This window comes from Elioraea sp., from assembly GCF_022842375.1.
Taxonomy (GTDB): Bacteria; Pseudomonadota; Alphaproteobacteria; order Acetobacterales; family Acetobacteraceae; genus Elioraea_A.
This window is the reverse complement of sequence record NZ_JALHPR010000015.1, coordinates 13,926-29,183: the sequence shown is the minus strand read 5'-3', so window position 1 is coordinate 29,183 and position 15,258 is coordinate 13,926. Positions and strand designations below refer to the sequence as shown.

Annotated in this window: 12 protein-coding genes; 6 read left to right on the top strand and 6 right to left on the bottom strand. The window is 70.3% G+C overall.

Going from position 1 to position 15,258, the window contains the following annotated elements; genetic code table 11:
• Window positions 1-3 precede the first annotated feature (3 nt).
• Window positions 4-2,793 (top strand): PAS-domain containing protein, encoded by a 2,790-nt coding sequence (locus Q0C38_RS13635; RefSeq protein WP_291297653.1) that lies wholly within the window; start codon window positions 4-6, stop codon window positions 2,791-2,793.
• On the top strand, window positions 2,775-4,232 hold the full coding sequence (gene tldD / locus Q0C38_RS13630) for a metalloprotease TldD (protein ID WP_408870029.1): 1,458 nt from the start codon (window positions 2,775-2,777) through the stop codon (window positions 4,230-4,232). Before Q0C38_RS13635 ends, tldD begins: the two co-directional genes overlap by 19 nt.
• 3 nt (window positions 4,233-4,235) lie before the next feature.
• Here the strand turns inward: tldD and Q0C38_RS13625 are convergent, their stop codons facing one another.
• From Q0C38_RS13625 to Q0C38_RS13615, 3 genes are all read right to left on the bottom strand, one after another.
• Window positions 4,236-5,648, bottom strand: a complete 1,413-nt coding sequence (locus Q0C38_RS13625; protein ID WP_291297651.1) for a hypothetical protein — start codon at window positions 5,646-5,648, stop codon at window positions 4,236-4,238.
• 241 nt (window positions 5,649-5,889) lie between these two features.
• Window positions 5,890-7,236 carry a glutamate--cysteine ligase gene (locus tag Q0C38_RS13620; protein ID WP_291297650.1) on the bottom strand — a complete coding sequence of 449 codons (1,347 nt, stop codon included), beginning with the start codon at window positions 7,234-7,236 and terminating at the stop codon, window positions 5,890-5,892.
• 59 nt (window positions 7,237-7,295) lie between these two features.
• Entirely contained in the window at window positions 7,296-8,036 is a 741-nt protein-coding gene (locus Q0C38_RS13615) for a 16S rRNA (uracil(1498)-N(3))-methyltransferase (RefSeq protein ID WP_291297649.1), read from the bottom strand.
• A 45-nt stretch (window positions 8,037-8,081) separates the two neighbouring features.
• On the opposite strand from Q0C38_RS13615, the gene ubiA reads away from it, so the two are divergent.
• Entirely contained in the window at window positions 8,082-9,005 is a 924-nt protein-coding gene (ubiA, locus tag Q0C38_RS13610; RefSeq protein WP_291297648.1) for a 4-hydroxybenzoate octaprenyltransferase, read from the top strand.
• On the top strand, window positions 9,002-9,655 hold the full coding sequence (locus Q0C38_RS13605; protein WP_291297647.1) for a methyltransferase: 654 nt from the start codon (window positions 9,002-9,004) through the stop codon (window positions 9,653-9,655). Before ubiA ends, Q0C38_RS13605 begins: the two co-directional genes overlap by 4 nt.
• A 37-nt stretch (window positions 9,656-9,692) precedes the next feature.
• Here the strand turns inward: Q0C38_RS13605 and Q0C38_RS13600 are convergent, their stop codons facing one another.
• The 3 genes from Q0C38_RS13600 to pdxH all read right to left on the bottom strand — a co-directional run bounded on the left by Q0C38_RS13600 (window position 9,693) and on the right by pdxH (window position 12,726).
• The gene (locus tag Q0C38_RS13600; protein WP_291297646.1) at window positions 9,693-10,568 is read right to left on the bottom strand and encodes a universal stress protein; all 876 of its coding nucleotides are present in this window, start codon (window positions 10,566-10,568) and stop codon (window positions 9,693-9,695) included.
• A gap of 71 nt (window positions 10,569-10,639) precedes the next feature.
• On the bottom strand, window positions 10,640-12,127 hold the full coding sequence (locus Q0C38_RS13595; RefSeq protein ID WP_291297645.1) for a bifunctional aminoglycoside phosphotransferase/ATP-binding protein: 1,488 nt from the start codon (window positions 12,125-12,127) through the stop codon (window positions 10,640-10,642).
• Window positions 12,124-12,726, bottom strand: a complete 603-nt coding sequence (gene pdxH, locus Q0C38_RS13590) for a pyridoxamine 5'-phosphate oxidase (RefSeq protein ID WP_291297644.1) — start codon at window positions 12,724-12,726, stop codon at window positions 12,124-12,126. The genes Q0C38_RS13595 and pdxH overlap by 4 nt, the downstream gene beginning before the upstream one ends.
• Window positions 12,727-13,049: 323 nt before the next feature.
• Between pdxH and fabI the strand changes: the two genes are divergently transcribed.
• Window positions 13,050-13,895 (top strand): enoyl-ACP reductase FabI, encoded by an 846-nt coding sequence (gene fabI / locus Q0C38_RS13585; protein WP_291297643.1) that lies wholly within the window; start codon window positions 13,050-13,052, stop codon window positions 13,893-13,895.
• 5 nt (window positions 13,896-13,900) lie between these two features.
• On the top strand, window positions 13,901-15,004 hold the full coding sequence (gene aroC / locus Q0C38_RS13580; RefSeq protein WP_291297642.1) for a chorismate synthase: 1,104 nt from the start codon (window positions 13,901-13,903) through the stop codon (window positions 15,002-15,004).
• The last annotated feature ends 254 nt before the right edge of the window (window positions 15,005-15,258 follow it).

The window sequence follows — 15,258 nt, the reverse complement described above, 5'->3', positions numbered from 1 at the left end:
CTGATGGAAGGGGCGGACCACGGAGCATCCGGCGACAGGAGCCGGGCTGAGATCGAGGCGCTGAGGATCGCCTGCGCGATGCTGGAGGCGCGCGAACGCCGCCTGCGCGACTTCGCCTATGCCTCCGGCGACTGGTTCTGGGAGCAGGACGCCTCGCTCCGCTTTTCCTGGCTGTCGCAGCGCGAGGTCCCGCCCGGCGGCGACGTTCTCGCCCCCCGCCTCGGCGACCCGATGCTCGGTCGCACGCGCGACGATAACGCCATCCGCGCGCCCGGCGACGAGGCGATGTGGGCCGCCCATGCCGCGGCACTTGCCGCCCGCCGTCCGTTCCGAGACCTCACCTACCGCTCGCGCCGCGCGACCGAGGCGCCGTTCTGGGTGCGCATCAGCGGCGTGCCGGTGTTCGGGGCCGACGGCACGTTCGCGGGCTATCGCGGCATCGGCCGCGATGTCTCGGCCGAGATGGAATCGGCAGAGACGGCGCGCCGGCAATCGGCGCTGCTGCGCGACACGCTCGATCGGCTGCCCGTCGGCATCATCCTCTACGACGCCGACCAGAAGCTGATCTGGGCCAACGCCTCCTATGCCGCGACTGCCGGCGTCGAGAAGGCGATGCTGACGCCCGGCCGGTCGCTCGCCGAGATCATCCGCGCCTTCGCCGAGCAGGGCGCCTATGGGCCCGGCGCGGCGGAGGACTTCGTCGCCTCGGCGCTGGCGATCGACCGGACCCGGTCGAGCCGCCGGACCCGCCGCCTGCCCGACGGCCGCAGCATCGACGTGCGCTACGAGCCGCTGCCCGATGGCGGCCACGTCATCTGCGCGATGGACGTGACGCCGCTGATCGAGGCCGAGAGCCAGGCGCGGCTGCGCGCGCTCGAGATCGACACGGTCCTTGCGCGACTCCGCACGGGGGTGTGCGTCTACGGCGCCGATCATCGCGTCAAGCTCAAGAACCGCCGCTACGAGGAGCTGCTCGGCCTGCCGCTCGATGCCGTGCAGCCAGGCATGCAGGTGCGCGACGTCATGAGGCTGCTGCGCGAGCGCGGCGAGTTCGACGCGCTCGACCCCGAGGCCTATCTCGCCCGCGTGCTCAGGATGGACCGTGCGCGCCCGCACGTCACGCGTCGCGTCCGGCCGAACGGCACCGTTCTCGACATCGCCTCCGACCCGCTGCCGGACGGCGGGTTCATGATCAGCGCCAACGACATCACGGCACTCTCGCGCGCCGAGGACGAAGCCCGGGGCCGCGCGGCCATGCTCGACGCCATCCTCGCCAACCTGCCGCACGGCGTGGCCGTGTATGATCGTTTCCGTAGCGTTACGATGTTCAACCCTGCCTATACCGAGATCATGGACGGTGCACCGATCGCGCTCGGCGACACGATCATCGACGTGGTCCAGCGCCGCGCCGAGGCCGGCGAATACGGGCCCGGCGAGGCGCAGGAGATGATCGCGCGCGAACTCGCCCGCGACATCGGCGTGCCGCAGCGGCGGCGGCGCATGCGCCCCAACGGCACGGCGATCGACGTCCGCTCCGCGCCGCTGCCCGATGGCGGCCATGTCTCGGTGGTCACCGACATCACGCCGGTGGTCGAGGCGGAAGCCGAGGCGATGCGCCGCGCGGCGATGCTCGACACGATGCTCGAGCATATCCGCCACGGCATCTGCATGTTCGACCGCGACCGGCGGGTCGTGTCCGCCAACCGCATGGCGGCGCAGCTGCTGCAGCACGCGCCGGATTTCCTCGCCCCAGGCCGGCACCAGGCCGAGCTCGTCGCCGCGCTGCTCGCCCGCGGCGATTTCGGCGAGGGCGAGGAGGCAGCAAGCCGCGCCCGCGAATACCTCACGCGCGACCGCTCGATCTCCACCATCCACCGCCGCACGCGCAGCGACGGGCACGTCCTCGATGTGCGCTCCGATCCCACGCCCGATGGCGGCTTCGTCGTCACCTACACCGACGTAACCGACCAGACGGAAGCCGAGCAGGGCCTCCGCGCGGCCAAGGAGCAGGCCGAAGCCGCGAGCCGTGCGAAAAGCCAGTTCCTCGCGACGATGAGCCACGAGCTGCGCACGCCGCTCAACGCCATCATCGGCTTCTCCGATGCGCTCATGCACGACCCGGCGCGCGCGGGTGCCGCCAAGATCGCCGAGTACGCGGCCTCCATCAACGAGGCCGGCCGCCACCTTCTTGCGCTGATCAACGACATCCTCGATGTCGCGCGCATCGAGGCGGGGCGGATCGACCTTGCCGAGGACCGCGTCGATCTCCGCAGCCTTGCCGAGAGCTGCCGCCGCCTGATGGAGCCGACGGCGCGCACGACCGGCGCGACGCTGACGCTCGCGCTCCCGGCCGACCTGCCGCGCGTGCGTGGCGATGAGCGGCGCCTGCGCCAGGTGCTGCTGAACCTCGTGTCGAACGCGGTGAAGTTCTCCGGCTCCGCCGGCCAGGTGCGCATCGGCGCCCGCGTCGCGGCCGATGGCGGGCTTGCGATCACGGTCGCCGACAACGGCATCGGCATCGACGGGCCTGAACTCGAGCGCGTCTTCCAGCCGTTCACGCAGCTCGACAACTCGCTGTCGCGACGCTTCCAGGGCAGCGGGCTTGGCCTCTACCTTTCCCGTGCGCTCGCCGCCGCCCATGGCGGTTCGCTGCATCTCGAAAGTGCCGGCCCCGGCACGGGCACGACGGCGGTGATGACGCTGCCTGCCTTCCGCGTGCTCGGCGTGCAGCCGACGCCTCCCGATTCTCCCGCCGGCACGCCCGGCCGCACCGCATGGAGCAGCACAAAGTGAGCCATCTCGACACGACGGACCGGCTCTTCTTCGGCCGTCCCGACAGCCTGCTCGACCGTGACGGTGCGGCGCGCATGACCGCCGCCGCGCTCGCCGGCATGGATGATGGCGAGCTCTTCCTCGAATACCGCGAGAGCGAGGCGCTCGCGCTTGAGGATGGCCGCATCCGCTCGGCGAGCTTCGACACGGCGCTGGGCTTCGGGCTTCGCGCGGTGGCCGGCGAGGCCGTCGGCTACGCGCATGCGGGCGAGGTGAGCGAGGCAGCGCTCGCGCGTGCCGCCGAGACGGTGCGCGGCGTCAGGAGCGGGCAGGACGGGACGATGGACCTCGCCCCGCGATCGACCAACGCACGGCTCTACGCCGACGAGAACCCGGTCGCTGCCGTCGATTTCGCGGCGAAGGCGGAACTTCTGGCGCGGATCGATGCGCATGCGCGTGCGCGTGACCCGCGCGTGACGCAGGTGATGGCCACGCTGGCCGGCGAGTGGCAGGCGGTGCAGGTGATCCGCGCCGATGGTGTGCGGGTCGCCGATCTCCGCCCGCTCGTGCGGCTCAACATCACCGTCGTCGTCGGTGCGAACGGGCGGCGCGAGAGCGGCACCCACGGCACCGGCGGGCGGCACGGCTATGCGCTGCTGCTCGACCCGACAACGTGGCAGGGCGCTGTCGACGAGGCGCTGCGCCAGGCGCTGGTCAATCTCGACGCAGTCGCCGCACCCGCCGGCGAGATGGAGGTGGTGCTCGGCCCCGGCTGGCCGGGCATCCTGCTGCACGAGGCGATCGGCCATGGCCTCGAGGGTGATTTCAATCGCAAGAAGACGTCCGCCTTCTCGGGCCTGCTCGGCCAGCGCATCGCTGCCCCGGGCGTGACGGTGGTCGATGACGGCACGCTGCCCGATCGCCGCGGCAGCCTCACCGTCGATGACGAGGGAACGCCGTCGGGCCGCACCGTGATGATCGAGGACGGCATCCTCAAGGGCTTCATCCAGGACCGGCAGAACGCGCGGCTGATGGGCGTTGCCCCCACCGGCAACGGACGTCGCCAGAGCTTCGCGCACGCGCCGATGCCGCGGATGACGAACACGATCATGACCGGCGGTGCGCATGCGCCCGAGGAGATCATCGCGTCTGTCGAGCGTGGCCTCTACGCCGTGAATTTTGGCGGCGGGCAGGTGGACATCACTTCGGGCAAGTTCGTGTTTTCCGCGTCCGAAGCGTATCTGATCGAAGGTGGAAAGATCGGTGCTGCGGTGAAGGGTGCGACGCTGATCGGCAACGGCCCCGATGCGCTGACGAAGGTGACGATGGTCGGCAACGACCCTGGCCTCGACCCCGGCATCGGCACCTGCGGCAAGAACGGCCAGGGCGTTCCCGTCGGCGTCGGCCAGCCCACGCTGAAGATGCGTGGGCTGACCGTTGGCGGAACGGCGGTACGCTGAGGGCTACTTGGTCCTACGGAAATCCGTTGGGCCGCCTGTGAGCACGCGGCCCTCGCGCGTCAGCACCATCGACTGGTTGTTGACGGTCACGGTGACGCGCCCGTCGCGCTCCTCGGTATAGGTGCCCCCTGCCGTCTGGCCGCCGGTCTTGAAGAACACGCGCGTGCGGTCGACGAATTCGAGCGCGAGGCCGGCCTGGCTCTCGTAGGTGCGGCCGCGCAGGCTGCCGCGCTCGGCACGGTCGACCACGGCGAGGATGGCCGTGCGCCGCGAATCCGCTGCCTCGGCGAAGCGCTGGCGGTAGGGCGCGGCACTCTGCGGCCACGCGGCCAGCGCGGGCTTGATCTCACCGTCGATCCTGTCGATGCCGTCCTGAGTCTGCGGCAGGCCGGACAGCTCCCGCTGGAAGGTGGTGAAAATCGCATCCGCCGCGGCCTTTCGTTGCGCATCCGCAGCGGCGCGGACCTTCTCGGCATTCGCCGGCGGCAGGATGCGGAACAGCGGCTCCGGCACCTGGCGGTCGATCTCGGCGAAGGCCTGCGGGCCAGGCGTGACGGCTGCCAGCTGCGCGACGATCTCCTTCTCCGCATCGTCCCCGATGGCCGTGCGCCGCGATGCGATTGCCTGGTCGATGGCGCGAAACTCCTCGGGCCCGAGAGCGGCGCCGTAGCGCTGCCGCAGCGCCTGGGGTGCAGCAGCCAGGGCCTGCAGCGACTGCGCGGAGGCCGGCACGGCGCCGATCTCGGCGACGATCTGGTCGCGCACGGCCCCGCGCATGGCGCCGGCCCTGGCGGAGGCCTTCTCCACGACGGCAGGCCCGATCTCGGCCTGCGGCAGGTTGCGCACACCGGCGAGCAGCGCACGCGCCTGCACCTGCACATCGCCCTGGAGCTGGCCTGAGGCCTGGCTGGCCGCATTGAAGCCCTGCTGGCTCGTCGCCCGCGACAGCGCGCTCCAGAGCTGCAGGAGTTGCGGTGAGGCGGGCGCGGGTTCGAGAGCCGCCAGCGCCTGGGGAACTGCCTCGCGGGCGGCGGCGATGTTGCGCAGCATCGCGGCGACGTTGGTGCCCAACCAGCCGCGCATCGTATCGATCGGGTTCCGCTTGTCGAACTGACGCGCCTGGGCGAACTGCCGCTCGCAGCCCTGCATGTGCTGGAACAGCGCCCGCACCTCGGCCTCGCTCCAGTCGATCACAGGCTTGCCGAGGAGCTGCGCTGTCGCGGGCGCGGCGTAGAGGCTCGGGATGGCACTCTGCGTGCCGATCTCGTTCGGGCGCCATTGCGCGCCGCGCTGGTAGCCGGTGGCCCAGCCCGCCAGCGCCTCGCAGTCAGGCAAGGTGAGTTGCGCGTTGGCGGGCGTTGCAAGCCACGACGCGCCGAGGATCAGCACGGCGGCCAGGTGTGTCGATCGTGTCATGGGCAGTCTCCCGGTCTGGCCCGGCGCACAGCGCGGAAGACCGCACCGGCCGGGGAAACGCCGAGAGGCTCACGGAACATTCCGGACAGAGTATGGAATTGCCCGGACAGAATTGCGGCAGCCCCGACGATGCCGCGCCGTATGCTGGTGGTCGGGCAGCACCCTCCCAGATGCCGCTGCGCAAACGATACGGTACGATGCGGGACCTGTCGACCCGATACGGCAGCGTTACGGAGTGCTGCTAGAGAGCGCCTTCGGCGAAGATGCGCGAGACATCGCCACCCCAGGTTGTCTCGTTCCGCTCCAGCCAGCGGTCGGCGAGTGTGCGGCCCGTGGCGGCGATCTCCTCCAACGGCGCGAGATAGACCTCCTCGCCAAGCCCGCGCGCGACGAGGCCCTTCCTGGCGATCGCCACCGTCTCCTTCGCCAGCATCTGCACCGTGCCGTCGCACCAGGGTGCGGCGAGGCCCAGGCGCGGCGTGTCACGGTGCAGCGCCTTCCAGTCGCCGCATGGATGATCGGTGATCAGCGCCAGCGCCTCAGCCTGCGCGGCCTTGTCGTAAAGCAGGCCGGTCCAGAGAGCGGGCAGCGCCATCAGCATCTCGGGCGGGCCGGAATCCGCACCCCGCATCTCGAGATAGCGCTTGAGGCGAACCTCGGTGAAGGCGGTGGTGATATGATCGGCGAAGTCGCCCATCGTCGGGTGCTCGCCGGGCAGGCCCGGGAGCTTGCCCTCCATGAAGGCGCGGAACGACTGGCCGGCGACGTCGACGTACTGGCCCTCGCGCATCACGAAGTACATCGGCACGTCGAGCAGGTACTCCACCCACCGCTCGTAGCCGAAGCCCTTGTCGAACACGAAGTCGGGGATGCCGCACCGATCCGGGTCCGTATCGGTCCAGACATTGGCGCGGAAGCTGCGGAACCCGTTGGGCTTGCCTTCGGTGAAGGGCGAGTTGGCGAACAGCGCGATCGCCACGGGCTGCAACGCGAGCGAGATGCGGAACTTCTCGACCATGTCCGCCTCGTCGGCGAAGTCGAGGTTCACCTGCACCGTCGAGGTGCGCAGCATCATGTCGAGGCCGAGCCTGCCCTTGAGCGGCATGTAGCGGCGCATGATGGCGTAGCGGCTCTTCGGCATCCACGGCATGTCCTCGCGCCGCTTCAGCGGGTGGAAGCCGTGCGGGAGAAAGCCGAGGCCGAGCTTCCCGCCCACCGCGCGGCAGGCATCCAGATGCTCGTCGAGTTCGGCCTTCGTCGCGTGCAAATCGGGCATCGGTGCGCCGGAGAGCTCGAACTGTCCGCCAGGCTCGAGCGAGACGTTGCCGCGCCCGCGCTTCAGTCCGATGACGTTGCCCTTGTCGGTGATCGGCTCCCAGCCCATCGCGCCGATGCCGTCGAGCAGCGCGCGGATGCCGGCCTCGCCGCCATAGGGCGGGGGTTCGAGATCGGCCTTCCGGAACACGATCTTCTCGTGCTCGGTGCCGATGCGCCACGCCGCGCGCGGCTTGGCGCCGCCGGCGATATGCTCGACCATCTGGCGCACCGAGGTGATGGGCGTCGCGTCGCCTTCGGATGGTCCCGACATGCTGTGCTCGTCTCTGAGGGTCGCGGTGCTTCGGTGGCGTGAGGTGACGCGTGTCGCCCTCAGGCAAGGTGGTGATCGCGCCAATCCCCTGCCAGGGCCTGCAGCACGGCCAGCGCGGAGAGGGCGGCCGTCTCTGCCCGCAGGATGCGCGGGCCGAGACTGGCCAGGCGACAGAACGGGAGTTTGCGCAACCCGTCAAGCTCACGGGCCGTGAAACCTCCCTCCGGCCCCACGAGCACGGCCCAGGGACCTGGCGCCTCGCCAGCGATTGCATCGGCGATCGGGGGTGACCGGCCGCGCTCGTCGCCCACCACGAGGCGACGATCGGGATTCCAGCCTGCCAGCACGGTCGCGAGCGGTTGCGGCGCGTCGACGACGGGAACATCAAGGCGTTCGCATTGTTCCGCCGCCTCGGCAGCGATCGCGGTGAGACGCTCCGGATTCGTGCGGGTGACGGCGCTGCGCTCGGTCGTGACGGCGAGGATGCGCGCCGCGCCAAGCTCGGTTGCCTTCTCCACCATCCACTCCAGCGTCTCGCGCTTCAGCACGGGGGCGAGCAGCCAGAGATCGGGAGAGGACGTCTGCGCCCGCGTGCGATGGCCGATGGCAAGGGTTGCGCGGCCCTTGGCGAGCGTGGCGATGGCGGCCTGCCACTCGCCGTCGCGGCCGTTGAACACCAGAACGGCATCGCCGACGCTGCGCCGCATCACCGCGGCGAGATAGCGCGCCTGGGCCTCGCCAAGGGTGAGCGTGGCACCTTGCGCCAGTGCATCTGCAACGTGGAGTCGAATGAGGCTCATGGTGGCTGGTTGCGTCCCCCCTGCGGTGGCCAGAGTATAGCGGCGATGTCACACGCACAGCCCACCCAGCCGCCCGGCCTTTCCGACATCAGCCACACCGGGCTGGTCGCGCGCCTGCCCGCGCGCCTCCGCCCCTATGCGCTGCTCGCCAGGCTCGACCGGCCGATCGGCACGTGGCTGCTGTTCCTGCCGGGCCTCTGGGGCCTCGCGCTCGGCGGCGCGCCGTGGCCCGATGCGCTGCTCGTGGTGCTGTTCGGCATCGGCGCCATCGTGATGCGCGGTGCCGGCTGCGTCGTGAACGACCTGTGGGACCGTGACATCGACCGCCGCGTCGCCCGCACCGCGGGGCGGCCGCTGGCCTCGGGCGCGCTGTCGGTGCGCCAGGCGCTCGTGTTCCTCGCGGCCCTGCTGCTGGTGGGGCTCGTGATCCTTCTGCAGCTTCGCCTCGCGGCCATCCTGCTGGGTGTTGCCTCGCTGGTCCTCGTCGCCGTCTATCCTGCAATGAAGCGCGTGACGTGGTGGCCGCAGGCCTTCCTCGGTATCACTTTCAACTGGGGCGTGCTGATGGGCTTCGCGGCGGCGACGGGCGAGGTGGCGCTGCCCGCGCTCGTGCTCTACGCGGCGGCGGTATCCTGGACGCTCGGCTACGACACGATCTACGCGCACCAGGACCGCGAGGATGACGCGCTGGTCGGCGTGCGCTCCACCGCGCGGCTGTTCGAGCGTACGACGCGCCCATTCCTCGTCGCCTGCTATGCCGCCACGATCGCTCTCGCTGCCGGGGCGGGGGTGCTGGCTGGGCTCGGTTGGCCCTTCTTCGCCGGACTCGCGGTCGCGGCCGCCCTGCTGGTGCGGCAGGTGATCGCACTCGACATCGACGATGCGCCGCTCTGCGGGCGGCTGTTCCGCGCCAACCGCGATGTCGGCCTCGTGATCGCTGCCGCCATCGTCGCCGGCCGCCTGGCGTGAGCCCCGAGGAGGCAGCACGTTTCATCGCCGCGGAGACGATTATCGCAGCCCCGCCGCTCGTGCCGGAGGTGAGGCTGCATCTCGCCACCGCCATCACCCCCATCTGGCAGGCGACGGAGGTGACGCTGGCGCAGTCGGGCGTTGAGCCGCCTTACTGGGCCTTCGCCTGGCCCGGTAGCCAGGCCCTTGCCCGCCACGTCCTCGATGACCCCGCGCTCGTGCGCGGGCTCGCGGTGCTCGACTTCGCCGCAGGTGGCGGACTTGCCGCAATCGCTGCGGCGCGGGCCGGTGCTGCGCGTGTCGTGGCGGCAGAGCTCGACCCGCTCGCCTCCGCCGCGACGGCGGCGAATGCTGCGCTGAATAATGTCAATATCGAAACGATCACGGGGGATCTCTGTGCTGCCCCGCCTGCGGCGTGGGACGTGATCCTCGCCGGCGATGTCTGCTACGAGGCGCGGATGACGGCGCGCGTGATGCCGTGGCTGCGCGACGCGGCGCGGGCGGGCGCTGTCGTTCTGCTGGCAGATCCCGGCCGCGCCTATCTGCCGCGCGAGGGCCTGGTCGCGCGCGCCAGCTACGATGTCGCGGTGACGCGCGAGCTCGAGGACCGTGACATGCGGCGGACGATGATCTACGCCGTCAGCGGTTGATCAGACCCCAGCGTCAGCGGTTGATCAGACCCCAGCGTCAGCGGTTCATCAGGAGCGTGACGTTCGCGTGCTCGAGCACGTGTCGCGTCACGCCGCCGAGGATGAGCTGGCGCAACCGCGAATGGCTGTAGGCGCCCATCACCTGGAGGTCGGCGCCGAACTCGGCTGACGCGGCGAGCAGCCCCGCACCGACGCTGTTGCCCAGCGGCTTGAACAGCGTGCTGTCGGCCTTGATGCCGTGCCAGGCGAGATAGTCGAGCAGACCTGCGGCTTCAGGCCCACGGCGCTGGTACTCGTCGGCGTAGAGAACGCGCACGGCCTCGGCGCGCTCGAGCCAGGGCATCGCACCGGCAACCGCGGCGGCCGATTCCGCCGTGCCATTCCAGGCCACGCAGATGCGCGTGCCGAGCGTCGCGGGCGTCTTCTTGGGCGTCACCATCACCGGGCGGCCGCTGTCGAACAGCACGGCGTGGAGTGCATCGGAGGTTGAGATCTCATCGCCCGAATCGGGGTGGGCGATCACGACCATGTCGGACAGCCGCGCCTGCTGCGCGACGATGTCCTCCTCCCGCCCGACGACGGAGCCGAAGGACGCCGTCACGCGGCCCGCACTGAAGGCAGCGACCGGGTCGGACGTGGCTGGGATGTCATGCTCGGCGATGAAGCGGGCGAACATCGCCTGGACGCCCTTGGCGCGCTCGCTGCTCTCGCGCTCTGTGGCACTCATCATTTCCTCGATCATCGCGCCCGAGAGGCCTTCGCCGGCGAGCGGGGCGACGTCACGCGGGTCGATGCGGACATGCAGGCCGTGGACATGCGCCTGCCAGATGCGCGCGGCCATGAAGGCGGTGGCGAGAGCGGCTTCGCCCGCCTCGGTGCCGATGACGGGAAGCAGCAGCTTGCGGTACGGCATGGTGAGCCCCCTGTTCCTTCAGCCTTTGCAGTGTTCGTTCAGCCTGTGCAGATCGATCCGTCACCAGACTATCACGCGGCCATGGCCGCATTCACCACAGCTTCTGCGCGCGCGGCAAGGCCTTCCGCTGCCGCATCCAGCCTTGCCCAGGCGATCGCGCCGGTGTCGCGCTGGGCCGTCTCGGCCAGCACGGCGGCATCGGCGTCGGACGCATCGCCCCGGCGCGCGGCGAGCCGTGCCTCCAGCACCGCGCGCGGCGCCTCGAGCCAGAGGCCCGCGAACGGAACATGCGCCGTGCGCGCGACCTGTTCGATCGCGTCTCGTTCCACCGGCGTGAGGAACATGCCATCGACGATCGCGGCGTGGCCATTGGCGAGCGCGGTCGCTGCCGCATCGAGCAGCGCCACATAGACGGCCGCCGACGCGTCCTTCGTATAGGCCTCCGCCGGCAGCCTTTCCTCCGGTGCGATGCCCGCCAGGCGCTTGCGCGTCTCGTCGCTCCTGAGCACCAGCGCGCCGGGGGCGGGGCCGAGGCGGGGGCTGAGTGCGCGCGCGAGCGTCGTCTTGCCGGTTCCCTGCAAGCCGCCGATCGCTGCCAGCACAGGCGGGGGCGGTGAGAGATAGGCGTGCGCTGCGTCGAGCAGCACGGCACCCGCCGCCGCATCGCCGATGCGGGCTGTGACATGCGCGCGCACCATGGCGCGGATGGAGAGATGCAGCGGCAGCGCGGCCACGAGGGCAACGTCGCCGGTGCGCGCGACGTAGCGCGACAGCACGCGGTTGGCCGCCGCGCGACCGGCGCGCTGGTCGATGTCCATCAGCAGGAAGGCGAGGTCGTAGCCGGTGTCGATGGTGGCCAGCGCCTCGTCGAACTCCAGCGCATCGAACGGCACGGTGCGGCCCCGCCAGAGGCAGAGATTGCCGAGATGCAGGTCGCCATGGCAGCGGCGCACGAAACCCTGCGCCGCCCGCGCGGCGAGGCGGGCCGAGAGCCCCGCGATCGCTGCCATCGCCGCTGCTTCCCACGCCGCGACACGATCTGCGTCAAGTCCCGCGTCGCGCGCGGACGTTGCGTTGCCTGCAACGACGCGCGCCATCGCCGCCGGCAGATCGACGCCACGGATGGGCGGGAGGGCTGCGTGGAACGCGGCCACCGCGTCGCCGAGCTGGTCGCACAGGGCTGGATCGAGCCCGCCGCGCGCGGCGATGCGGTCGAGGAAATCACCCTCCGGCACGCGGGCCATGCGCAGCACCCAGTCGACCACGGCACCACTGCCGTTGAGCGCGAGCGTGCCATCACCCTGCCGCGTCACAGGCACCACGTCACGGTAGAGGCCTGGTGCGGCGGGTGCGTTCAAGGCGAGCTCGCGCCGGCAGAAGCGTTCGCGCGCCTCGAGGCGGGTGAAATCGAGGAAGGAGAGGCGGACGGCCTTCTTGAGCTTCCACGCCGTGTCGGGGCCGAGGAACACGGCGCTGATATGCGTCTCGACCGGCTTCGCACCGGCAAGCCCGGTCATGAAGGCGACGACCTCTGCCTGGTCGTCACCCTGCTCGGTCACGGGTAGAGCATCTCCGTCCGCCACGGTGCGTCCTGGGTCTCGCGCAGGAACACGAGGCGTTCGTGCAGGCGGAACGGCATGTCGCGCCAGAACTCGATGCGCTGGGGCAGCACGCGGAAGCCCGACCAGAACGCCGGGCGGGGGATCTCGCCCACCGCATACTTCATGCCGAACTCCGCCACGCGCTTCTCGAGCGCGAACCGGCTTTCGAGAGGGCGTGACTGCTTCGAGGCCCAGGCCCCGATTCGCGAGCCGCGGGCACGCGAAGCGTAGTAGTAATCCGCCTCCTCGGCCGAGACCGGCTCGACCGCGCCCTCGACGCGGACCGACCGTGTGAGTGTCTTCCAGTGGAAGCAGAGGGCGGCGTGCGGGTTGGCGGAAAGCTCGCCGCCCTTGCGGCTTTCGAGGTTGGTGTAGAACACGAAGCCACGCGGATCGACGCCCTTGAGCAGCACCATCCGTGCCGAGGGGCGGCCATCGGCGGTGCAGGTGGCGAGGCACACCGCGTTGGGATCATTCACCTCCTTCTCGGTGGCTTCGGCCATCCAGGCCTCGAAGCGCGCGATCGGGTCCTCGGTCGTCTCGACTGTGTCGGGCATCGGGTGTCACTGCTCCTGCTGCGCCGCACTTTGGCCCGGTTGCCGGCGCTGTCCAGGGGGCTTCTTCTCCCTCTCCCGCCTGGGCGGGAGAGGGTCGGGGTGTGGGTGGGGGCAACGACGCGGGCCTCCCGTCGCAGGTGTTCTGTGCAACGCCGCCCCCCTCACCCAACCCTCTCCCCCCGCCAGAGCGGGAGGAGAGGGAAGCAAGGTGGGCGCATGCGATGGCTCCGGGGAAGGATGCGAAGCCTCTTGCCGCCGCGCGCGGGCGATGCCACCAAGGCAGGCCACATGAGTCGAACAGGGCGAGACAGGACCACATTGGCATGAATGACAGCGGGGCAGCGGAAACCACTGCCGCGACGCAGACGGGAACCCTGATGCGAGGCCGCCGCGGCCTCATCATGGGGGTCGCCAACGACCGTTCCATTGCCTGGGGCATTGCAGCGTCATGCGCCGCACAGGGTGCGACGCTCGCGTTCACCTATCAGGGCGAGGCGTTGCAGAAGCGTGTCGAGCCGCTGGCGGCCTCGGTCGGGTCCGACCTCGTGGTGCCGTGCGACGTGACCGACGAAGCCTCGATGGACGCGACCTTCGCCGCGATCGCCGAGCGCTGGGGCGGGCTCGACTTCCTCGTCCACGCCATCGCATGGTCGGACAAGGACGAGCTGAAGGGCCGCTACCTCGACACGAGCCGGGACAACTTCCTCCGCTCGCTCGACATCTCCTGCTACAGCTTCACCGCCGTCGCGCAGCGCGCCGTGCCGCTGATGAAGCCGGGCGCCTCGCTGCTGACGCTCACCTATCTGGGCGCCGAGCGTGTGACGCCGCACTACAACGTCATGGGTGTTGCCAAGGCAGCACTCGAGGCCTCGGTGCGCTACCTCGCGGCTGACCTTGGCGGCCAGGGCATCCGCGTGAACGCCATCTCGGCAGGCCCGATCAAGACGCTGGCGGCCTCGGGAATCGGCGATTTCCGCTACATCCTGAAGTGGAACCAGTACAACGCGCCGCTGAAGCGGAACGTCACGATCGAGGATGTCGGCGGGGCGGGCGTGTACCTGCTGTCGGACCTCGCCTCGGGTGTCACGGGCGAGGTGCACCATGTCGATTGCGGCTACCACGTCGTCGGCATGAAGGCAGTCGACGCGCCGGACATCTCGACGGTCTGAGCGCCTTGGCGGGCAACACCTTCGGCACGCTGTTCCGGTTCACGAGCTTCGGGGAAAGCCACGGGCCGGCGATCGGCTGCATCGTCGACGGCATCCCGCCGCGCATCCCGCTGACCGAAGCCGACATCCAGCCCTGGCTCGATCGCCGCCGGCCGGGGCAATCGAAATTCACCACCCAGCGCCAGGAACCCGACCAGGTGCGCATCCTCTCCGGCACCTTCGAGGGGATGACGACGGGCCACCCCGTGATGCTGCTGATCGAGAACGTCGACCAGCGCAGCAAGGACTACGGCGAGATCAAGGACCGGTTCCGCCCGGGCCACGCCGACCTGACCTATCACCTGAAATACGGCATCCGCGACTATCGCGGCGGCGGGCGATCATCGGCCCGCGAGACCGCTGTCCGCGTCGCGGCAGGCGCGATCGCGCGGAAAATCCTGGGCGGGACGATCACCATCCGCGGCGCCCTGGTGCAGATGGGCACCGAGGCCATCGACCGCGGGCGGTGGGACTGGTCGGCCACCGACGACAACCCCTTCTTCTGCCCCGACCGCCAGGCGGCGCAGGCCTGGGAGGGCTATCTCTCCGACGTGCGCAAGCGCGGATCCTCCGTCGGCGCCGTGATCGAGGTGGTCGCCGAAGGCGCCCCGCCGGGGCTGGGCGAGCCCGTCTACGGCAAGCTCGACGCCGAACTCGCCGCCGCGATGATGGGCATCAACGCGGTGAAGGGTGTCGAGATCGGCGAAGGGTTTGCCGCCGCTGCTCTCTCCGGCGAGGAGAACGCCGACGAGATGCGGATGGACGGTAACCGCGTGACGTTCCTCGCCAACCACGCCGGCGGCATCCTGGGCGGCATCTCGACCGGGCAGCCCATCGTCGTCCGCTTCGCGGTGAAGCCGACCTCGTCGATCTTGACGCCGGTCAAGGGTGTCGATGCCTCCGGCGCTGAGGTCGACGTGACGACGCGCGGGCGGCATGACCCTTGCGTCGGCATCCGCGCGGTGCCTGTCGGCGAGGCGATGATGGCCTGCGTGCTGGCCGACGCGCTGCTCCGCCGCCGCGCGCTGACGCCTGACGCACCCGACGCGCCGATCCTGCCACGGCCCTGAGAGCCCGCCTGCGAATGCTGCTGCTCCAAAGAGTCTTCTGGGCCGTCTGGCTTTGGTGTGCTGCGCTTCCGGTGCCCACGGCCCTTGAGCCGCTGCGCTCCGGTTCTCGGAAACCGCGCCATCCGGCTCATGGCAGCGCCTTCTCAAACAGGCTCTGAGCGCGTCTGCTCACGATTGTTTGATTGCGCATTGCAGCACGGCGGCGCCCATTGTGGGCCCGGGGAAGTGCTTGGCCGTGCACACGCATCCAGGCC